The organism is Sinomonas terricola, from assembly GCF_034931225.1.
Lineage (GTDB): Bacteria > Actinomycetota > Actinomycetes > Actinomycetales > Micrococcaceae > Sinomonas > Sinomonas terricola.
Genome location: NZ_JAYGGQ010000001.1, coordinates 747,286 through 765,147, shown reverse-complemented (window position 1 = coordinate 765,147; position 17,862 = coordinate 747,286). Strand labels below are relative to the sequence as shown.

At 67.7% G+C, this 17,862-nt stretch carries 15 protein-coding genes; 4 read left to right on the top strand and 11 right to left on the bottom strand.

Translation table 11 applies throughout. The features are described from left to right. The first annotated feature begins 87 nt into the window (after positions 1 to 87). Entirely contained in the window at positions 88 to 1,020 is a 933-nt protein-coding gene (locus SPF06_RS03745; RefSeq protein ID WP_323277575.1) for a cupredoxin domain-containing protein, read from the top strand. Positions 1,021 to 1,086: 66 nt separating this feature from the next. Here SPF06_RS03745 and SPF06_RS03740 read toward each other — a convergent pair whose 3' ends face one another. From SPF06_RS03740 to SPF06_RS03695, 10 genes are all read right to left on the bottom strand, one after another. Beyond that, entirely contained in the window at positions 1,087 to 1,854 is a 768-nt protein-coding gene (locus SPF06_RS03740; protein WP_323277573.1) for a DeoR/GlpR family DNA-binding transcription regulator, read from the bottom strand. 4 nt (positions 1,855 to 1,858) lie between these two features. Beyond that, a complete protein-coding gene (locus SPF06_RS03735) occupies positions 1,859 to 2,767 on the bottom strand; it encodes a carbohydrate ABC transporter permease (RefSeq protein WP_323277572.1) in 909 nt (302 codons plus the stop codon). Further along, positions 2,764 to 3,681: a carbohydrate ABC transporter permease gene (locus tag SPF06_RS03730; protein WP_323277571.1), complete on the bottom strand. Its 918-nt coding sequence runs from the start codon at positions 3,679 to 3,681 to the stop codon at positions 2,764 to 2,766. Before SPF06_RS03730 ends, SPF06_RS03735 begins: the two co-directional genes overlap by 4 nt. Positions 3,682 to 3,748: 67 nt before the next feature. Continuing rightward, on the bottom strand, positions 3,749 to 5,050 hold the full coding sequence (locus SPF06_RS03725) for an ABC transporter substrate-binding protein (RefSeq protein WP_323277570.1): 1,302 nt from the start codon (positions 5,048 to 5,050) through the stop codon (positions 3,749 to 3,751). A gap of 112 nt (positions 5,051 to 5,162) precedes the next feature. Continuing rightward, positions 5,163 to 7,223 carry a beta-galactosidase gene (locus SPF06_RS03720; protein ID WP_428985695.1) on the bottom strand — a complete coding sequence of 687 codons (2,061 nt, stop codon included), beginning with the start codon at positions 7,221 to 7,223 and terminating at the stop codon, positions 5,163 to 5,165. Positions 7,224 to 7,389: 166 nt separating this feature from the next. After that, positions 7,390 to 7,692 carry a YciI family protein gene (locus SPF06_RS03715; RefSeq protein ID WP_323277569.1) on the bottom strand — a complete coding sequence of 101 codons (303 nt, stop codon included), beginning with the start codon at positions 7,690 to 7,692 and terminating at the stop codon, positions 7,390 to 7,392. A gap of 211 nt (positions 7,693 to 7,903) precedes the next feature. Next, positions 7,904 to 10,093, bottom strand: a complete 2,190-nt coding sequence (locus SPF06_RS03710) for an alpha-galactosidase (protein WP_323277568.1) — start codon at positions 10,091 to 10,093, stop codon at positions 7,904 to 7,906. A gap of 131 nt (positions 10,094 to 10,224) precedes the next feature. Beyond that, positions 10,225 to 11,580: an ABC transporter substrate-binding protein gene (locus SPF06_RS03705; protein WP_323277788.1), complete on the bottom strand. Its 1,356-nt coding sequence runs from the start codon at positions 11,578 to 11,580 to the stop codon at positions 10,225 to 10,227. A 79-nt stretch (positions 11,581 to 11,659) separates the two neighbouring features. Beyond that, positions 11,660 to 12,568 carry a carbohydrate ABC transporter permease gene (locus tag SPF06_RS03700; RefSeq protein ID WP_323277567.1) on the bottom strand — a complete coding sequence of 303 codons (909 nt, stop codon included), beginning with the start codon at positions 12,566 to 12,568 and terminating at the stop codon, positions 11,660 to 11,662. A gap of 13 nt (positions 12,569 to 12,581) precedes the next feature. Further along, positions 12,582 to 13,532 carry a carbohydrate ABC transporter permease gene (locus tag SPF06_RS03695; protein ID WP_323277566.1) on the bottom strand — a complete coding sequence of 317 codons (951 nt, stop codon included), beginning with the start codon at positions 13,530 to 13,532 and terminating at the stop codon, positions 12,582 to 12,584. Positions 13,533 to 13,683: 151 nt separating this feature from the next. On the opposite strand from SPF06_RS03695, the gene SPF06_RS03690 reads away from it, so the two are divergent. From SPF06_RS03690 to SPF06_RS03680, 3 genes are all read left to right on the top strand, one after another. Then, the gene (locus SPF06_RS03690) at positions 13,684 to 14,955 is read left to right on the top strand and encodes a Gfo/Idh/MocA family protein (RefSeq protein WP_323277565.1); all 1,272 of its coding nucleotides are present in this window, start codon (positions 13,684 to 13,686) and stop codon (positions 14,953 to 14,955) included. A gap of 1 nt (position 14,956) precedes the next feature. Beyond that, positions 14,957 to 15,982 (top strand): LacI family DNA-binding transcriptional regulator, encoded by a 1,026-nt coding sequence (locus SPF06_RS03685; protein ID WP_323277564.1) that lies wholly within the window; start codon positions 14,957 to 14,959, stop codon positions 15,980 to 15,982. A gap of 241 nt (positions 15,983 to 16,223) precedes the next feature. Beyond that, the gene (locus SPF06_RS03680; RefSeq protein WP_323277563.1) at positions 16,224 to 17,255 is read left to right on the top strand and encodes a hypothetical protein; all 1,032 of its coding nucleotides are present in this window, start codon (positions 16,224 to 16,226) and stop codon (positions 17,253 to 17,255) included. A gap of 54 nt (positions 17,256 to 17,309) precedes the next feature. Here SPF06_RS03680 and SPF06_RS03675 read toward each other — a convergent pair whose 3' ends face one another. Then, a complete protein-coding gene (locus SPF06_RS03675; protein ID WP_323277787.1) occupies positions 17,310 to 17,786 on the bottom strand; it encodes an IclR family transcriptional regulator in 477 nt (158 codons plus the stop codon). Positions 17,787 to 17,862 lie beyond the last annotated feature (76 nt).

Below are 17,862 nucleotides of genomic sequence, written 5' to 3'. Positions count from 1 at the left end.
CGCCCGCTCACTGCGGAGCGGCGCCTGACACGCCGTCGTCCGTGCTGGAGAACGACGCATGCGCACCCTTGTGAGGAGCACCCTCTCATGTCCTTCCGTCCCTTCTCCAAGCGCCCCTTGGCCGTCCTGGTCGCTCTCATCGGACTCTTGGTCGGCCTGTTCGGTACCGCGCCGGCCCAGGCGAGCGTCACCAACAACAAGAACGCCGTCACGTGGAATGTCCTCGTCGGCGAGCAGTCGCCGGATCTGGCGATCCAAGGCATGCGGTTCCTGCCCGGCGAAATCTGGATCGACCAAGGCGACGTCGTCAAGTTCTGGGCCAATAGCGCCGAAATCCACACCGTGAGCTTCGGAACTCCCCCGCTGCCGCCCACGAGTATCGACAACCTGCTCTTCGACGCCGTCAACCCGGTCGGCGGCCCCGTGTTCGATCCCACCGAGCCGTGGACCAACTCGGGCATCCTGAGCACGCAGTCGTCGCCGGAATTCCCGACGATCAAGGCATATCAGCTGAAGTTCGCCAACCGCGGTGCCTTCACGTTCTATTGCCTCATTCACGGCATCATGATGTCGATCACCATCCACGTCGCGGCTCCGAACACCCCGTACCCGCACACCCAGGCGTTCTATGACGCCCAGGCGGCGGCGCAGGGCGCAGCGGTATTGGCGGATGGCTATGCACTGTGGGCCGCGACGGCGGCCAAGGCCACGCCGACTCACGTCTACGCGGGCGCGTCCGATGACACGGCGATGGTCATGCGGTTCATCCCGGAGGCCGACACGGTTTCCGTCGGCTCGACCGTCTTGTTCGACCTAGGTGCCAACCAAGTGATCGTGCCTCACACGGTGACGTTCGCGACGCTCATGCAGAACGGCAGTCTCGTCGACTCGGGGACTCTCTTGCCAGTGCCCGGACTCTCGACGTTCTCGGTCACGTTCGACCAGGTCGGAACCTGGAACTACTTCTGCCAGTTCCACGACGACCTGGGCATGGTGGGGAGCGTGACCGTCACTCCCTAGCCCCTTCACACTCTGCCCGATGACGGCGGCGCGCTCCCCACAGAGGGGCGGCGCCGCCGTCGTGCGCTATCCGGCGACGCGAACTGACGGGACGCGGTCCCGAAGGTACGCGAGGGCGGGCTGCGGGAGCCCATGGTCGGTGACGAGCACGTCGACTTCGTTGAAACCGCATATGCTGCCAATGCCCTGAACGCCCCACTTGGTGTGGTCCGCGACGACGACCACGCGGCGGGACGACGCCGCGAAGGCCTGGTTCGTCTCGGCCTCGAGCAGGTTGGGCGTCGTGAACCCCGCGCGTTCGTCCATGCCGTGCACCCCGAGGAAGAGGAGGTCGAGGTGCAGATGGCGGATGGACGAGGTGGCGAGCGGGCCGACAAGGGCGTCCGACGGCGTGCGCTCGCCGCCCGTGAGGAGCACCGTGGAGCCGGACGACGTCGTGTCGAAGGCCTCCATGACGCGCACCGAATTCGTGAGGACCGTGACGCGCGGGCCCGCCGAGAGCGCCTTGGCGAGCATCCACGTGGTGGAGCCCGCCGTGATGCCGACCGCCATTCCCTCGGCGACAAGGCTCGCCGCCTCCCGGGCGATGGCGGCCTTCTCCTCGAGCCGCTGCGTCGACTTGAGTGCGAACCCGGGCTCGTGCGTCCCGACGTCCTCTTGGAGCATGACGCCGCCGTGGACGCGGGTCAGGAGGCCGGAGTCGCTCAGGGCGTCGATGTCGCGGCGGACCGTGACGGCGGAGACCCCGAGGCGCTGGGCGAGGTCCGCGACCTTGACCACGCCCTCCTTGTGGACGGTGTCGAGGATCACGGACTGCCGGGCAGCTGCGAGCATGCGCCTACCCCTTGCTCGATCCGAGCGTGAGCCCGGCGACGAATTGGCGCTGCAGGAGGAGGTAGATGACGAGAGTCGGGATCACCGTGATGGTCGCCCCCGCCGCGAGCAGGTTGTAGTTGCTGAGGAAGACGCCCTGGAGGTTGTTGATCGCCGTCGTCACGGGCAGGCGGTCGCCGCTCTGGATGAACAGGAGAGGCCAGAAGAAGTCGTTGTAGATGAAGATGACTTCGAGCGTGCCGAGCGCCGCGAATGCCGGGCGGCACAGCGGCATGATGATCGACCAGTACTGCCGCCAGATCCCTGCGCCGTCCACGAGCGCGGCCTCGGTGAGGTCGGAGGAGAGGGCCTTCATGTAATTCGAGAGCACGAAAGTACAGAAGCCGATTTGGAACGCCGTGTCCACCGCGATGACCGAAATATACGTATTGAGGAGCGTTCCCGAATCGCTGAACCAATACGGCAGGTTCAGGTGCTTGAACATCTGGAACAGCGGCGCGGCGAGCACCTGCGGGGGCAGGAGATTGCCGGCCGTGAACATGATGAGCAGCGTGATGTTGAACTTCCAGTTCACGCGGCTCACGGCGAACGCCATGAGGGAGGAGAGGAACAAGGTCAGGAGCACGGCGGGGACCGTGATCGTGACGGAGTTCAAGAAGTACTTCGAGAATCCGCCCTGATTCCATGCGGTGACGAAATTGTCGAAGTTGTATGGCCCACCGACGCTGAAGTAGCCGTTCTGGTTCGTCGACTCGATCGGGCGGAGGGCCGTGTAGAGGGACCAGCCGAGCGGCAGGAGCCACATGACGGCGAGGACGAGCAGGATGAGGTGGGTTCCGAGGTGGCGCTTCGGCCGGGACCCGGAATACTCGGTTCCGCGCGCGAGGTCCGAAGGCGCAATGACCGTGGTCATGATTCCTTGGCCTCCTTTCCGAACGTTCGGGTCAGGTAGAAGATGATCGGCACGAGCGAGATGACGAGCAGGATCGTCGCGAGGGCGGAGCCGACGCCGATCACCTGGCCTTCGCCGACGAGGTTCTGGATGACGAGGGCGGAGATGAGCTCGAGGCCGTTCGTGCCGCGGTTGATGACGTACACGATGTCGAAGGCCCGGAGGGACTCGATGATCGTGATGACGACGATCACGATGTTGATGGGGCGCATCGCCGGGAACACGACACGGAAGAACGTCTGGGCGGCGTTCGCGCCGTCGAGCGCCGCGGCCTCCTTGAGCGCGGGGTCCACACCCTTGAGGCCCGCGAGGTAGAGCAGCATGACGTAGCCGGAATGCCGCCACGTCGCGGCGATGAGCGCGGCCCAGATGTTGACGTTGCTGTCCCCGAACCAGTCGACGGCGGCGGGCTTGCCGGCCGTGCCGAGGAGGAAGTTCAGAAGGCCATGGTCGCGCTGGTAGAAGAGCTGCCAGATGACGCCGACGAGGGCGAGCGAGAGCATGACCGGCGCGAAGAAGATGCTCTGGTAGATGCGGCTGCCCCGGATCTTCTGGTCGAGGAGCACGGCCAGGAGGAGGCCGAGCGGCGTCGCGATGGCGGCGAGGAACACGAGCCAGAGGATGTTGTGCTGGACGGCCGGCCAGAACGGCGGGTATTCCTGCGCGACGAATTGGTAGTTCGAGGCGCCGGCGGGGCGGATGTCGGTCAGGTCGAGGCCGTTCCAGCGGGCGAGGCTGAGGCCGATCGAGAAGAGCGTGGGCAGCCAGACGAAGACGAGTTCGATGAGCGTCGGGATCGCGACCATGGCGGCCAGGACGATCTTGTCCCGCTTCGTGAGGCGGCGGACTTTGCGGCGGGCGGTGGTGGTGGGCATGGCGTTTCCTGCGAGTCGGGCCGGCGTGGGTGGGGGAGGCCCGCCCACGCCGGCGGTCCGTGTGGTCCTACTGGGCCGCGTAGAGCGTCGCGGCCTGCGACTCGAGGTTCTTGATGTCCACGCTGCCGTCCTTGATGAAGGACTGCAGCGCCGGGATCATCACGTTGTTCGCCATCGCGGGGAGCGCATCCCGGTCGAAGAACTGGCTGATGTGCTTCGCGTTGGCGATCGCGTCCGCGCACTTCTTGTTGAGCGCGCTGAACTTCGAGGTGTCGGAGCCCTTCGCGGTCGCGATGTTGGAGCTGTCCACGGCGTAGTAGGCGTTCTGCGCCTCGGGGGTGCCCATGAACGCGAGGAAGTCCTTCGCGGTCTGGTTCTGGCCGCCCTTCTTCGAGAGCAGGAGGCCGTCGATGGGCGCCTCGATCGAGTCCTGGCCCTCGACCGCGATGGACGGGAACGGGAAGAAGTCGATGTCGGCGAGCACGGCAGGGTCGGTGAACTGCTGCGTCACGAAGGAGCCGAGCAGGTACATGCCCGTCTTCTTCTGGGCGAGGAACTGTGCCGCGTCCTGCCACGTCTGCCCGAGGGCCGCCGGGTCCTGGTAGGGGAGGAGGGCCTTCCACGTGTCGAAGATGGCCTGGACCTTGGGCTGGTTCCAGGATTCCTTGTGGGCGCAGAGGTCCACGTGGAACTGGTAGCCGTTGAGGCGCATGTTGATGTAGTCGAACGTGCCCATGGCCGGCCAGCCGTCCTTGTCGGCGAAGCCGATCGGGATGATCCCGTCCGCCTTCATCTTCGCCGCGAGCGTCTTGAGCTCGTCGAACGTGGTCGGAACCGTGTAGCCCTTCTCGGCCCAGAAGCTCTTCCGGTAGAAGAAGCCCCACGGGTAGTTGTAGTTCGGGACGAAGTACATCTTGCCGTCGGGGCCGGTCGAGGCCTTCTTGAGCGCGTCCGAGTAGTTGCCGCCGATCTGCTGCCACACGTCGTCGATCGGCGCGAGGAGGCCCTTGCCCGCGTAGTACTGCATGCGGTAGCCCGCGAACCACGTGAACGCGTCGTCAGGGCTGCCCTGGAGGTACGAGTTGATCTTGTTTTGGAAGTCGTTGTGCGGGACGACGTTCGTGCTGACCGTCGCCCCCGTCTTCTTCTGGAACGCGTCGACGACCGCCTGGTAGGCGCGCTTCGGCACGTCGTCCGAGGCGGACGAGCCGAACGTCAGCGACTTGCCGCCGCCCGATCCGCCGGCCGGCCCCGAGCCGCCCGTGCAGGCTGAGAGGAGCGGGATCCCCGCGAGGCCGACGGCCCCGATGCCGAGAGTCTTGAGGACCGTGCGGCGATCAAGAGTGCGGGAGGGGACTTCAATGTCCATGTGTGTCTCCTGGGGGTGCTTGCGCGGTCGGTGTGACCTGCGCCACACCGCTATGGTAGACGTTCAAAAACGATCGGAAAAGATCAGGAACGAAAGTGATTCCGATCCGTGATCAGGCGAGCGGCTCCGCGACGGGCGTCGCCTCTGAGGAGAGGCGGACGACGACGACGCCGCCGGCCGGGACGGTGAGCTCGCCGTGCGTCGGGGTGCCCGAGAGGAGCTCGGTTCCGTCGACGTCGAGCCGTGCATCGGCCTCCCCGTGGTTGATCGCGACGATCCACGACGCCTCGCCGGACGATCTCGTGACGACCTCGAGGTCGGGGAACTCGGAGGAATGCGCCGGGCGCTCGAGCCCTGCGTCGGCGAACACGCGCGGCAGGAGGCTCCTGAGTGCCTCCTCGTCCGGGGCCGTGCCGACGTAGTAGGCGTGGCCCTCCCCGGCGAGGTTGCGCGTCATGGCCGGGGACCCCGCCGTCGGCCCCGCCTCGTAGCGGGAGATGACCTCTGCCGTCGTCGGCCGTCCCAGCTCGCTCCAGCGCGCGCCCGAGCCGGCGGTCAGCGCGACTGCCTCGCCCGCGCGCAGGGGGAAGAACTCCTCGATCTCGACGCCGAGCAGCTCGCGGAAGGCGCCCGGGTAGCCGCCGCCCTCGACGGGGTCCATGATGATGCGGTCGTGCTCGTCGACGATGCCGGAGAAGTAGCTCAGGAGGAGCGTGCCGCCGCCCTCGACGTACCGCCGCAGGTTCGCCGCGCCGTCGGCCGTCACGGCGTACAGCATCGGGGCGACGACGAGCCGGTAGGAGCTGAGGTCGTCGGTGCTCTGCCGCAGGTCGGTCGTGATGCCCGCGCGGTAGAGCGCGTCGTGCCATTCGCGCAGCTCGCGCACGGGCTGGGCCTCGACGCTCGGGTGGGAGTCGAGCTCGGCGCCCCAGCGCGCGTCGGTGTCGAACACGAGCGCGGCCGGCGCCACCACGCGCGAGCCGGCCAGCTCCGAGGCCTTCTCGAGGGCGGCTCCGAGCTCGACGACCTCCCGCCACACCTTCGTGTCGCGGCCCGCGTGGGGGACCATGCCCGAGTGGTACTTCTCGGCGCCCGCGCGCGAGGCGCGCCACTGGAAGAACAGGATGCCGTCCGCGCCGCGGGCCAGGTGCTGGAAGGAGTTCCGCAGCATCTGGCCGGGGGCCTTGGCGATGTTGCGGGGCTGCCAGTTCACGGCGGACGTCGAGTGCTCCATGAGCAGCCAGGGGCTATTGTCCGCCCAGCCTCGCGTGAGGTCCGCGACGAGCGCGAGGTCCTGGTGGTTCCGCGGGTCCTCGGCGATGAGGTAGTGATCGTTGGAGACGAGGTCCATGCTCTGCGCCCAGCGCCAGTAGTCGACCGGGGCGTGCAGGCCCATGCCGTGGCCCATGAAGTTGGTCGTGACGGGCTTGTCCGAGCGGGCGCGGATGATCGCGGCCTCGGCCTCGAAGCACTCGAGCAGCGCGTCCGAGGAGAAGCGGGCGAAGTCCAGCTGCTGGGACGGGTTCACGTGCGCACCCGAGCGGCGGGGCGGCATGATCTCGGACCAGTCGTAGTAGTGCTGGGACCAGAACGCGGTGCCCCACGCGTCGTTGAGCGCCTCGAGGCTCTCGTAGCGGCGCCCGAGCCACTCGCGGAAGGCGCGTTCGGCGTGGGGGCCGAAATCGGGCTGGTTGTGGCAGCCGTACTCGTTGTGGACGTGCCACATCGCCAGCGCGGGGTGCTGCGCGTAGCGCTCGGCGATGGCCGTGGTGAGGGCTGCAGCGGCCCGGCGGTAGTCGGGCGAGCAGGCCGCGAAGGCCTGGCGCGAGCCGTGCGTCTGCCTGACTCCGTCCGCGTCCACCGGGGCCGAGTCCGGGTACCTGACGGTGAACCACGGCGGCGGGGAGGCGCTCGCGTTCGCGAGGTCGACGGCGATGCCGTTCGCGTGCAGGAGGTCCATGACCTCATCCAGCCAGCCGAACTCGTACCGGCCCTCCTCGGGCTCGAGCAGGGCCCAGCTGAAGATGCCCAGGCTCACGAGGTTGACGCCGGCCTCGCGCATGAGCTCGACGTCGTGCTTCCACACCTCCTTCGGCCACTGCTCGGGGTTGTAGTCGGCGCCGAAGGCGATGCGGGGTGTCCCGCCGCCGAGGCGGCGGGTGAGGTCGTTCATGTCCATGCTTTGGCCTGTCTCCACGGTGAGGGCGGACGGGGTCTTCGAAGGGGCGCGGCCGCCTCGTGTGGTGCAGATGGGTGGCCGTCGTCACATCAGACTACGGCGTGACGATCAAGAACGTACAGAACAAATCAAAAACGAAAGCCTTTCGAGGCGGCCCTGATCAGAGGTCGAGGCATTCGTTGATCTGGATCGTGCCGCCGAGCGCGATGTAGGGGTGGTCCGAAAGCAGGGCGCGCGCATCGCTCAGCGAGCGTGCCTCGATGATCGAGTAGCCGTCGATGTCGACGGCGTCGACGGGTTCGCTCTTCGCGAGCTGGCCGCCCAGGAGCAGGGGAGCGCCGAAGTCGACCATCGCCGTGCCGAGCGACTTCTCGGACCACGTGCGCAGCGCCGCGCGGGAGGCGGAGATGATCTCCGGCTGCGGGTACGGCATGCCGTGATAGGTGATGAGGAAGCGCATCATTGCTGTCCTTCCGGCCGCTTGAGCCTACGGTACAGCCGGGCGGGGTCGGTGCGAAGGCTCCGTCACGCGCTCTGGTTCGCCGTCGCCGTCAAGGTCGGGAACGAACGCCGTCCAACCCCGGTTGACGTCAGGAAGCGTCCCCCGGCACGAGCTCGCGGGCCGACCGCACCGCATAGGTGACCCGCGATGGCCCGCGCGCGGCGGCCACGGCTCAGCCCACCGTCGTCGCCCGGAGCAGCAAGGCGTGCTCGGGCTGCAGGACCGGGAGCGCGAGGCCCACCTCCGAGAGAAAGCGACCGGACGCCGTCGTGCCATGGGCGAGCCACGCCGGCGGCGAGATCTGCACGAACGGGCTCGCTGCGTCGCCCTCTACGGTCCTGGGCAGATCCTCGGATGTCGGCATGACGGCCTCGATCCGGTACACGCGCTCGGGGTCGAGGCCGGGGAGGCCCACGCGGCCGGGCGTCTCGGTGGCGAGGGTCCCATGGACGACGGCGGCGAACAGAGCCTCCGAGCCGTCCTGGGCGACGACGCCGTGGAGCTTGAGGTTCGGCTCCGCGAGATCCGCGTTGACACGGACGCCCGAGTGCAGGAGCCCCCGGTGCTGCTTGTACAGCCTGATGGTCCGGCCGAGCACCGCGCGGTCGCGATCCGACGCCTGCCGGATGTCCCATTCCATGCCGAAGTGGCCGAAGAGGGCCGTGATGGCGCGGAACGTGATGTCGTGGATGCGGCCGGTCGTGTGCGAATGGGTCGGGCCGACGTGCGAGCCGACGAGCTCGGGCGGGAGCACGGCCTGGGTCCACCGCTGGATGGTCTGGCGTTCAAGGGCGTCGTTGCAGTCCGACGCCCACACGCGGTCGGTGCGCTGCAGGACGCCGAGGTCCACGCGCGCGCCGCCCGATGCGCACGACTCGATCTCGACCCCGGGATGGGCAGCCCTGAGCGCGTCGAGCAGGCGATAGTAGGCGAGCGTCTGCTCGTGCACCGACGGCCGGCCGGTGTGGCCGTGCTCGGTGATGTCGCGGTTCTGGTCCCACTTGAGGTACGCGATGTTGTTCTCGGTCAGGAGGGCGTCGAGGCGCTCATAGATGTATTGCCACGCGTCAGGGTTCACGAGGTCGAGGATGTGCTGGTGGCGCCACTCGAGCGGAAGGCGGCCGCCGTCCTTGTGGGACTTCGCCGCGGGGCCCACGATCCAGTCGGGGTGCGCGCGCGCCACATCCGAATCGAGATTGACCATCTCGGGCTCGACCCACAGGCCGAACTCCATGCCGAGGCCGTTGACCCGCTCGATCAGGGGTGTGAGGCCCTCGGGCCACAGGCTCTCGTCGACATACCAGTCGCCGAGGCCCGCGTGATCGTCGCGGCGGCCGCGGAACCAGCCGTCGTCCAGCACGAAGCGTTCGACGCCGAGCTCCGCCCCCGACTCCGCGAGCTCGAGGAGCGGCTCGAGGCGGTGGTCGAAATACACGGCCTCCCACGTGTTGAGCACGACGGGGCGCTGCCGCCCCGACGTCGTGCCCACATGGTTCGGCCGCGCCCGGAACCAGTGGTAGAACGCGTCCGTGACGCCGTCGATGCCGCGATCCGAGTACGCCGCGTAGAGGATCGGGGTGCGGTACGACTCGCCCGGGGCGAGGACCACTTCGCCCGAGCCGAGCAGCTCCGTCGCGCCGAGCATGCGCCGACCGTCCGCGAGCGAGTCGAGGTACTGCTCGTGGTTGCCCGACCAGGCGAAGTGCACGGCCCACACGCGGCCCGAGCGGTTCGCAAAACCGGGCGTGCCGGCCGCGACGAGGAGCGAGGAGTCGTGGCCCGTGCGGCCGTGCCGGCCCGAGCGTACCCACGTGCCCTGCTGGATCGGGCGGCGCTGCGGGTGGTTCTCGCGGCACCAGCGGCCCGTGAGGTCGAGCAGTTCAGCCGCCTGGGCGGGGACGGGGACGACGACGCCGAGCTCGTCGAGGTGGTACGCGCCGGCTCCCGCGTTGGTCAGCTCGTGCGAGATCTCGAGGAGCCCGCCCTCGTGCAGGACAAGTTCGGACACGACTTCGAGGCCCGCCTCCGCATCGGACTGGACGATCCGCGCCCCGCGGCCGTCCTCGCTCTGCTCCGCCGCCACGACACGCAGGGCGGGGGAGAAGGCGAAGCCGGGGACGCCGTCGTCGTTCGCTCGATGCCCGCGCAGCCCAGCCCGCCCCAGCCAGCCCGACGAAGCCTGCGGGAGCAGCCCCGCGACCACGGGGACGTCGAGCGCCGAATGGGGGATCGGGCTCCGGAGGAGGGAGAGGTCCGGGATCGAATCGCCGAGGTCCGCGCCCCAATGGACGATCTCGGCCTCACCGGCGTCGAAGGCCAGGAGGAGACTCGTGCCGGAGGTGCGGAGGTGCAGGGGGTGCATGAAAATCGCTTTCGTATCGGTGCCTGCTGGTGGCAGGCTGTCGGGGTCAGTGCTGGTTGCGGAGGGGACGGCGGGACGGGGCCCGGCAGCGTGTACGCCGGACCCCGTCCTAGTCAATGCCTCTTCGCGGGCTACTGGAAGAGCGCGTTGACCTGGCTGTTGGCGTCGGTGAGCGAGCCCGCGGGCGACTTGCCGGAGAAGACGGCGTCCATGGCGGGCTTCATGATGCCGTCGACCTTCGCAGCGTTCTCGGTGATCGGGAACAGGAACGTCGTGTTGTCCTTGACCTGCTGGGTGAACGAGCCGACGTCGACGCCCTTGGCCTTGAACGCCGCGGCGGCCCTGTCAGTCGCCTCCGAGACGGCGGGGAACACGACGGCCTTCGACGCGACGACGTCCTGGCACGCCGGGGAGGCGAGGTATTCGACCCACTTTGTCGCGGCCGCGGGGTTCTTCGTGGCGGCGTTGATCGAGTCGGCGAGGCCGTTGAACATCGAGGCGCGCTTCCCGTCGGGGCCGGTCGGGGTCGGCGCGAGGCCCACGTTGATGCCCTTGTACCCGAAGTACTGGCCGATCATCCACGAGCCGTTCGCGTTGATCGCGGCCTTGCCGGCGGCGAAGGTATCGGACATGGAGGCGCCGACGGTGGTCTCGAGCTTGGGCATGTAGCCCTTGTCGATGACGCTGTGGAACCAGGCGATGGTGTCCTGGAACTTCTTGTCGTCGTAGTTGTACTTGGTGCCCCATGGGTTCTTGTCCGTGTGCGTCCAGCCGGTGGTGCCAGTCAGCCAGCTCCACTCGGTCTGGCCGTTGCCCGAGCCCGAGCCGGCCAGGCCGAGGCCGTAGACCGCGACGTTGTTCTTGTCGAACCCGGCCTCGTCGCCGTGCTTGCCGTTCTTGTCGACTGTCAAGTGGGCGATGGCCTTCTCGAAGGATCCGCCGTCCTGCGGGTTCCACGCGAGGCTGCCCATCTGGTCCGCCGAGAGGCCGGCCTTGGAGATCATGTCCTTGTTGTAGAACAGCGAGATGGTGTCCCAGTCCTTCGGGAGGCCGTAGCGCTTGCCGTCCTTGCCGACCCAGAGGTCCGCGAGGCCCTTCTGGTACTGGTTGAGGTCGACGTTGTCGGTCTTGACCGCGTCGTCGAGGGCGAGGATCTGGTTGTTCTTGACGAAGTCGCCGAACTTGGAGAGGTGATCGGTGAAGACGTCAGGGCCGTTGCCCGCGACGAAGCCGTTCGTGATGTTCGTCCAGTAGTCGTCCCAGCCGGTCTGGGTGATCTTGACGTTGATGTTCGGGTTCGCCTTGTGGAAGTCGTCCGCGCACTGCTGGTAGGCCGGAAGCTGGTTCGCGTCCCACAGCCAGTAGCTGATGTCGCCCTTGGCGTCGCCGCCGGCCGCAGCCTGGTTGCTTGAGCCGCTGCCTGTGCAGGCCGAGAGCGCAATCGCTGCGGCGGCTGCGACGGCGACGGCGCCGAGTGCTTTCTTCATCATGGTGTCCTTTCCGGGACAGGGGGGTGGTGACGATCGGGCGTTTCCCGGTCGCCTGGGGGTGGGTTGGCTAGAACCCCTACTTGATGCCCGAGAATCCGATCGAGTTGACGATCTTCTTCCCGAAGGCAACGAACAGGAGCAGGATCGGCAGGGCCGAGATGAGGGTCGCCGCCATGAGTCCGGACCAGTCCGGCGCGCCCTGCGGCGACTGCGACTTGAAGACGCCCAGTCCGACGGTGAGCACGCGGACGGCGGGGTCGTTGCCCACGAGCAGCGGCCAGAAGTAGTCGTTCCACGCGGCGATGAAGGTCAGCAGGCACAGCGTCGCGAGGGGGGCTGCGGCGTTGGGGAGCACGATCTGGAAGAAGATGCGGCCGTGCTTCGCGCCGTCGAGCATCGCTGCCTCCTCGACCTCGCGGGACATGCCTAGGAAGAACTGGCGCAGGAAGAACACCGCGAACGGGGTCATGAGCATGCTCGGCAGCGCGATGCCGAGGTACGTGTTCAGCAGGCCGAGGTTCTTGATGAGCAGGAAGTTCGGCAGCGCGGTGAAGATCGCGGGCACGAGGAGCGTTCCGAGGAAGAGCGCGAACACCTTGTCGCGTCCCTTCCACTGGAGGCGGGCGAACGCGTAGGCGGCGAGCGAGCTGAAGAACACCTGGGAGGCCGTGATGAGCGTCGAGACGATGAGCGAGTTCACGAGGTACTGCCAGAAGCTGATCGACGCGCCCGAGCCGCCCTCGGCCTGGGCCTGTGCCTGCGACTGGAGCCCGAAGACGCGGGCGAACGCGCCCCACGTGAAGTCCGCCGGGAGGAGGTTGCTCGACTGCGAGGCGAGCGCGTGGTTGTTGGACAGCGCCGTGCGGAGCATCCACAGGAAGGGGCCGATCGTGACGACGATGGCGAGGATGAGCGCGGCCCACGAGGCGATGCGGCCCCAGTTGATCGGACGACGGCGGCGGGCGGCTGAAGCGAGGGTGGTCATAGTCTGCGTCCTCTCAGGAAAGGTCGTTCTCGTTGCCGCGGAGGAACTTCATCTGCAGGAAGGCCACGATCGCGAGGATGATGAAGAGGATCACGCTCAGGGCCGAGCCGTAGCCGAAGTCCTGCTGGCTGAACGCGCGCTGGTAGATGTAGTACTGGATGACGCGGCTCGCGTTGACGGGGCCGCCCTGGGTCGTGACCGCGACGGTGTCGAAGATCTGGAATGAACCGGTGATCGTCACGACCATGACGAGGAGGAGCACGGGCCGCAGGAGCGGCATCGTGATCTTCCAGAACGTCTGCCACTTGCTCGCTCCGTCGAGGTTGGCCACTTCGTACAGCTGGCCCGGGATGGCCTGCAGGCCCGCGAAGATGAGCAGCGCCGTGTAGCCCATGTGGCGCCACACATTGACGAACGCGATGGTGGGGATGGCCCAGAACTCATTGCCGAAGAACGCCACGCGGGGGATTCCGAGCCATTGGATGATCTGGTTGACGATGCCGATCTGGTAGTCGAGCATCCAGAACCACAGCAGGGCGACGATGACGTTGGCCACGAGATATGGCAGGAGCAGGACCCCTCGGATGAGGGTCGACTTGGCCACGTGGTACATGAGCAGTCCGAGCCCGAGCGCGATCACGGTCTGGAAGCCGATGTTCAGCACCACGTACTCGAGCGTGACGCCCATCGCGTTCCAGAAGAGCTTGTCCTGGAAGATCTTGACGTAGTTCTTGACCCCGACCCACACCGGGTTCCCCAGGATGCTGTAGTCGGTGAAGCTCAGGTAGACGCCGCGGATCGTGGGAACGAGGTAGAAGAGCACGAAGCCCACGAGCGCCGGGGCTACGAAGATGAGTGCGACCCGGAGGTCGCCGAGTCCGCGACGGCGGACGGTGCGTTGGGGGCCCTCGGAATCGCTGCTGCGCCGCGTCGGCTTCCGCGTCCCCACTGAGGTGGTCGTCATTGGTTCCTCACTGTGATGTGGCTAACACTTGCCAAGGAATCTACACGAGTAACTTTTGGATTCGCAAGAGTTGTTCCTGAAATTTCGCGGATCTCACGGCGGTGTCAGTTCATCGGTTGACTCGTGTAACCGGTAGTGGGAGACTCCCAGCATGACTCAGCCCACACAGTTCTCCCTCGGCATCGTTGGCGCAGGCCAGTTCTCCGGCCAGTTCTCGAAGCTCTTCCAGGCGCACCCATACGTCTCGTCCGTCTACGTCACCGACGTCCTGTCCGAGCGCGCCGAAGCGCTCGTCGAACAGCAGGGCCTCTCGGGAACGTTCCCGAGCTTCGAGGCGATGCTCGAGAGCGACGTCGACGCCATCGCGATCTTCACCCAGCGCTGGACCCACGGCCCCCTCGTGGTCCAGGCCTTGCGCGCGGGCAAGCACGTCTACTCGGCCGTGCCGATGGCCATCAGCGTCGAGGAGATCGCGGCGATCATCGAAGCCGTCCGTGAGACCGGCCTGACATACATGATGGGCGAGACGAGCTACTACAACCCCGCAACGGTCTACGCGCGCCAGCGGCGCTCTGAGGGCGCGTTCGGCCGGATCTTCTACGCCGAGGGCGACTATGTCCATGACATGGACCTCGGCTTCTACGCCGCGTACGAGTACAGCGGCGGGCCCGAGTGGAAGCGCACCGCGAGCTACCCGCCCATGCTCTACCCGACCCATTCCGTCGGCGGCGTCATCGGGGCGATCGGCGGGCACGCCGTGAGCGTGAGCTGCATCGGCGTGCGCGACGAGCGCGGCGACGGCGTGTTCGACCGCGAGGTCAGCATGTTCGACAACGATTTCTCCAACGCGACCGCCCTCTTCGAGCTCGCCGGCGGCGGCTCGATGCGCATCAACGAGTTCCGCCGCGTCGGCTACCCCTCGCATCTGCGCGAGAGCCGCTTCCGGTACTTCGGCACCGAAGGCAGCTTCGAGCAGCTCGTCGAGACCGCCGTGTGGCAGGACAAGGAGGGCTTCACGGACGTGAGCGAGCAGCTCAAGACCGTCCCGACGATGTCCCTCGATGACCCGTCGCTCGCGAATGTCGACCCCGCGCTGCGCGACGCCTTCATCTCGGGCCTCGCCCCCGTGCACGACGGCGATCGCCTCCCCGAGGAGCTCCGTCGCCTTCCGAGCGGCCACGAGGGCAGCCACCACTTCCTCGTCGACGACTTCGCGACGGCCGTCGCGACCCGCACGCTCCCGGCCGTCAACGCGTGGGAGGCCGCGCGGTACACCCTCCCAGGGATCGTCGCGCACCAGTCGGCCCTCCACGGCGGCGAACGCCTTCCCGTGCCCGACTTCGGCGACGCCCCGGGCGAGGAGACCGACGCTCACGCCGTGGCGCCGTCGTCGTCTGCCGTCGCGGGAGGAGCCCGCAGCTAGCATGGTGGCTATGCCGCACCTGCCCACCCCCGCGAAGCCGACTGCCACCCGAAAAGACGTGGCGCGGCTCGCGGGGGTGAGCACCGCCGTCGTGAGCTACGTGGTCAACGGCGGGCCCAAGCGGGTGTCGCCGGCTACGGAAGCCAAGGTCCGCGAGGCGATCGCCGTGCTCGGCTACCGGCCGAACGCGGCGGCGCGCGCGCTCAAGCTCGGCTCAAGCGAGATGCTCGGGATGGTGGTCCCGGACATGACGAGCCCGTTCTTCGCGACGCTCGCCCACGCCGTCGAGGAGGCCGCCGCGGCGCGTGGCTATGCGCTGCTCATGGTGAATTCGGGCGGCTCGCTCGCTGCCGAACGGCGCGCCGTCGAGCACCTCGCGAGCCGCCGGGTCGACGGCGTGTTCCTCTCGAGCGTCCTGTTCGAGCCCGACCTCCGCGAACTCGAAGCGGTCGAGATCCCGGCCGTCCTGCTCAACCACAGCACCGAGAGCCCGGGCTTCGACTCCGTCGGCGTCGATTTCGTCCAGGCGGGGCGCGACGCCGTCGATCACCTCGTCTCCCACGGCCACCGGAACATCGGGCTGGTCATGGGCATCTCGACGTCGGGAGACCTTGACGGTCGCGAGGCCGGCTGGCGGATGGGCCTGGAGCGCGCCGGCCTCCCGATCGGCCCGGTCATGCGGCAGCACTTCGACCGCGACGGCGGGTACCAGGCCGGGAAGTGGCTGCTCAATTCGTCGGAACGGCCCACGGCCGTGTTCGCCTCGTCGGATCTCATCGCCGTAGGCCTGCTCCGCGCCTTCCACGAGGGCGGCGTGCGGGTTCCCGAGGACGTCGCGATCGTCTCGTTCGATGGCCTTGCCGAATCAGAGTACTGCTGGCCGCCGCTCACGACCCTCGCCCAGCCCGTCGAGGAGATGGCCCAGGCGGCGGTCGAGGCGCTCGTCGGCGGGGGCGGGCACAAGAGCAACCGGCGGTTCTCCGCGACGCTCGTGCGGCGCGCGTCCTGCGGGTGCGCGGCGCCGTAGCGCGGGGGCGGACGACGGCGGGGCGCCGCGGGGCTTGCAAGGGTCCGCGCCGGCTCTCTCGTCGGTCGCAGTCCAGGTCTCGCCCAGAAGTTCGCTTGAGGTGGACTTCCTCGCGAGGACAGGACTGCAATCGGAGTGATCCTGGCCAGCTGTATTCCTCAACAGTGTCGATAGCGGCGAGCCGTCCACGTTCGGCACGACTTGCGGCGCGGAGGCTTCCGCGTCCGGGCAGAGTCGAGCCATGGAGCCCCTCGCGCACCTCGTCGACAGTTCACTGCGGGCCATCGATAGGGCGATGGACCCGCGATCGGGCTTCGCCTCGGGACGCCTCGTCCGGCTTCGCCGGGGCTTCTACGTGCCGACTTCGGCGTGGCTCGAGGCTCAGGGCCACGAACGGTTCCGGCTAGCCGTCGCGGCGTACGCGCGTGCATGCCCGGGTGCTGTGTTCTGTGGCGAGACGGCCGTCTTCCTCCACGGTCTGCCCGTCGTGCGGGCACCGCTCTTCATCGATGTCGTGGTCCGAGGCTCGACGCGCCTCGGGGTGCGGCCGAACACCTTCGACGTGCGCGGGGACTCGGCGGCTGCTCTCCGCGCCCGTAATGCGCCGCCTCCCCCGATCCGGCGGCATCATCACGAGGGCGTGGATATTGTGGCGGCCGGAGAATACTCGACCATTCCTCTCGCAGATGCGCTCGCCGAGGTCTTCGCGGCTGGGCGCTTCGCCCGTGCCCTCACTGTCGCAGACGGGATGCTGCGGGCGAGCCACGTGGCGTCTCTTCACGAGCTCCCCGAGCTTACGCAAGCCATCGCCGCGCTCAGATGTCGGGCTCACCGGGAGCGCGCCATGACCCTGGTATCCCTTGCGAGAGGTGGCGCCGAGTCGCCGGGCGAATCCGTGAGCCGGGCGCTCATACACCTGTTCGGGTTCCCCGAGCCAGCGCTCCAGAAGGAGTTTCGCGATTCGCGGGGGTTCATCGGACGGACTGACTTCGCGTGGGACATCGCCCCGGAACCGGTCGGCGAGTTCGACGGCTGGGGCAAGTACTTCAGTCGGGAACTGACTGGGGGAGAGGACCCGCGTGAGGTCATCAGTCGCGAAAAGCGGCGCGAGAGTCGCCTGCTTGCCCTCGGCCATCCGGTGCTCCGATGGGACTGGTCCGAGCTCGAACGGCCAGAGTTCCTTCGCGCGAAGCTCCTCGAGGGCGGCTTGCGTCCGGAGCGAAGTCCCCTTGTTGCCGATCGCAGTTCATGGCTCGCAGGAAAGTTCGCTTGAAGAGGACTTCCTTGCGACGAGTGGACTGCCATCGGTGGCCGCTCATCGAGCCGCTCAGCCTCCCACTGAGGAACCTGGTTCGGAGATCGAGAATCCGGCGGGCGCGTCAGCGGCCAGACGTTCTCGGAGCAGGACGCCCAGCTCTCGGATCCGGGCGGGCGACATGCGTCCGCTGGGCCCGGTGATGCTGACGGCGACGGGGGCCCCGATCGGGCGGCGGAGTGCGACGGCAACGCAGGAGATGCCGGCCTCGTTCTCTTCTTCCTCGGACGCATAGCCGAGGTCTCGAGCCTTCTGGACGGCTGCGCGGAAGCGGTCGGCGACGCTGGGATCGGCCCCGTTGGTGTAGGCGTCCAAGAGCTCCGGCGAGGGGCGTTCGGCCGCCACCATCGCTCGTCCCAGAGCCGTCGTCAGTACTCCTGCCTGCCGCCCGACTTGGGACCAGACGCGGATAGAGCGGTCCGGTTCGACCTTGTCGAGATAGAGGACTTGGCGGCCCTCGAGGAGGCCCAGATGTACGAGTTCTTGCACTTCATGGGACAGCACGACGAGCGCCGGACGGAAAAGGGACGGCAGGCTGTCCTCGCGCAGGAAGCGTTCCACCAGA

Excerpts from the sequence above, each read along its gene's own strand:
- SPF06_RS03720 (WP_428985695.1), bottom strand. The coding sequence starts at position 7,223 with ATGAACGACCTCACCCGCCGCCTCGGCGGCGGGACACCCCGCATCGCC.
- SPF06_RS03710 (WP_323277568.1), bottom strand. The coding sequence starts at position 10,093 with ATGCACCCCCTGCACCTCCGCACCTCCGGCACGAGTCTCCTCCTGGCC.
- SPF06_RS03715 (WP_323277569.1), bottom strand. The coding sequence starts at position 7,692 with ATGATGCGCTTCCTCATCACCTATCACGGCATGCCGTACCCGCAGCCG.
- SPF06_RS03735 (WP_323277572.1), bottom strand. The coding sequence starts at position 2,767 with ATGACCACGGTCATTGCGCCTTCGGACCTCGCGCGCGGAACCGAGTAT.
- SPF06_RS03695 (WP_323277566.1), bottom strand. The coding sequence starts at position 13,532 with ATGACGACCACCTCAGTGGGGACGCGGAAGCCGACGCGGCGCAGCAGC.
- SPF06_RS03680 (WP_323277563.1), top strand. The coding sequence starts at position 16,224 with ATGGAGCCCCTCGCGCACCTCGTCGACAGTTCACTGCGGGCCATCGAT.
- SPF06_RS03730 (WP_323277571.1), bottom strand. The coding sequence starts at position 3,681 with ATGCCCACCACCACCGCCCGCCGCAAAGTCCGCCGCCTCACGAAGCGG.
- SPF06_RS03725 (WP_323277570.1), bottom strand. The coding sequence starts at position 5,050 with ATGGACATTGAAGTCCCCTCCCGCACTCTTGATCGCCGCACGGTCCTC.
- SPF06_RS03700 (WP_323277567.1), bottom strand. The coding sequence starts at position 12,568 with ATGACCACCCTCGCTTCAGCCGCCCGCCGCCGTCGTCCGATCAACTGG.
- SPF06_RS03685 (WP_323277564.1), top strand. The coding sequence starts at position 14,957 with ATGGTGGCTATGCCGCACCTGCCCACCCCCGCGAAGCCGACTGCCACC.
- SPF06_RS03745 (WP_323277575.1), top strand. The coding sequence starts at position 88 with ATGTCCTTCCGTCCCTTCTCCAAGCGCCCCTTGGCCGTCCTGGTCGCT.
- SPF06_RS03705 (WP_323277788.1), bottom strand. The coding sequence starts at position 11,580 with ATGAAGAAAGCACTCGGCGCCGTCGCCGTCGCAGCCGCCGCAGCGATT.
- SPF06_RS03740 (WP_323277573.1), bottom strand. The coding sequence starts at position 1,854 with ATGCTCGCAGCTGCCCGGCAGTCCGTGATCCTCGACACCGTCCACAAG.
- SPF06_RS03690 (WP_323277565.1), top strand. The coding sequence starts at position 13,684 with ATGACTCAGCCCACACAGTTCTCCCTCGGCATCGTTGGCGCAGGCCAG.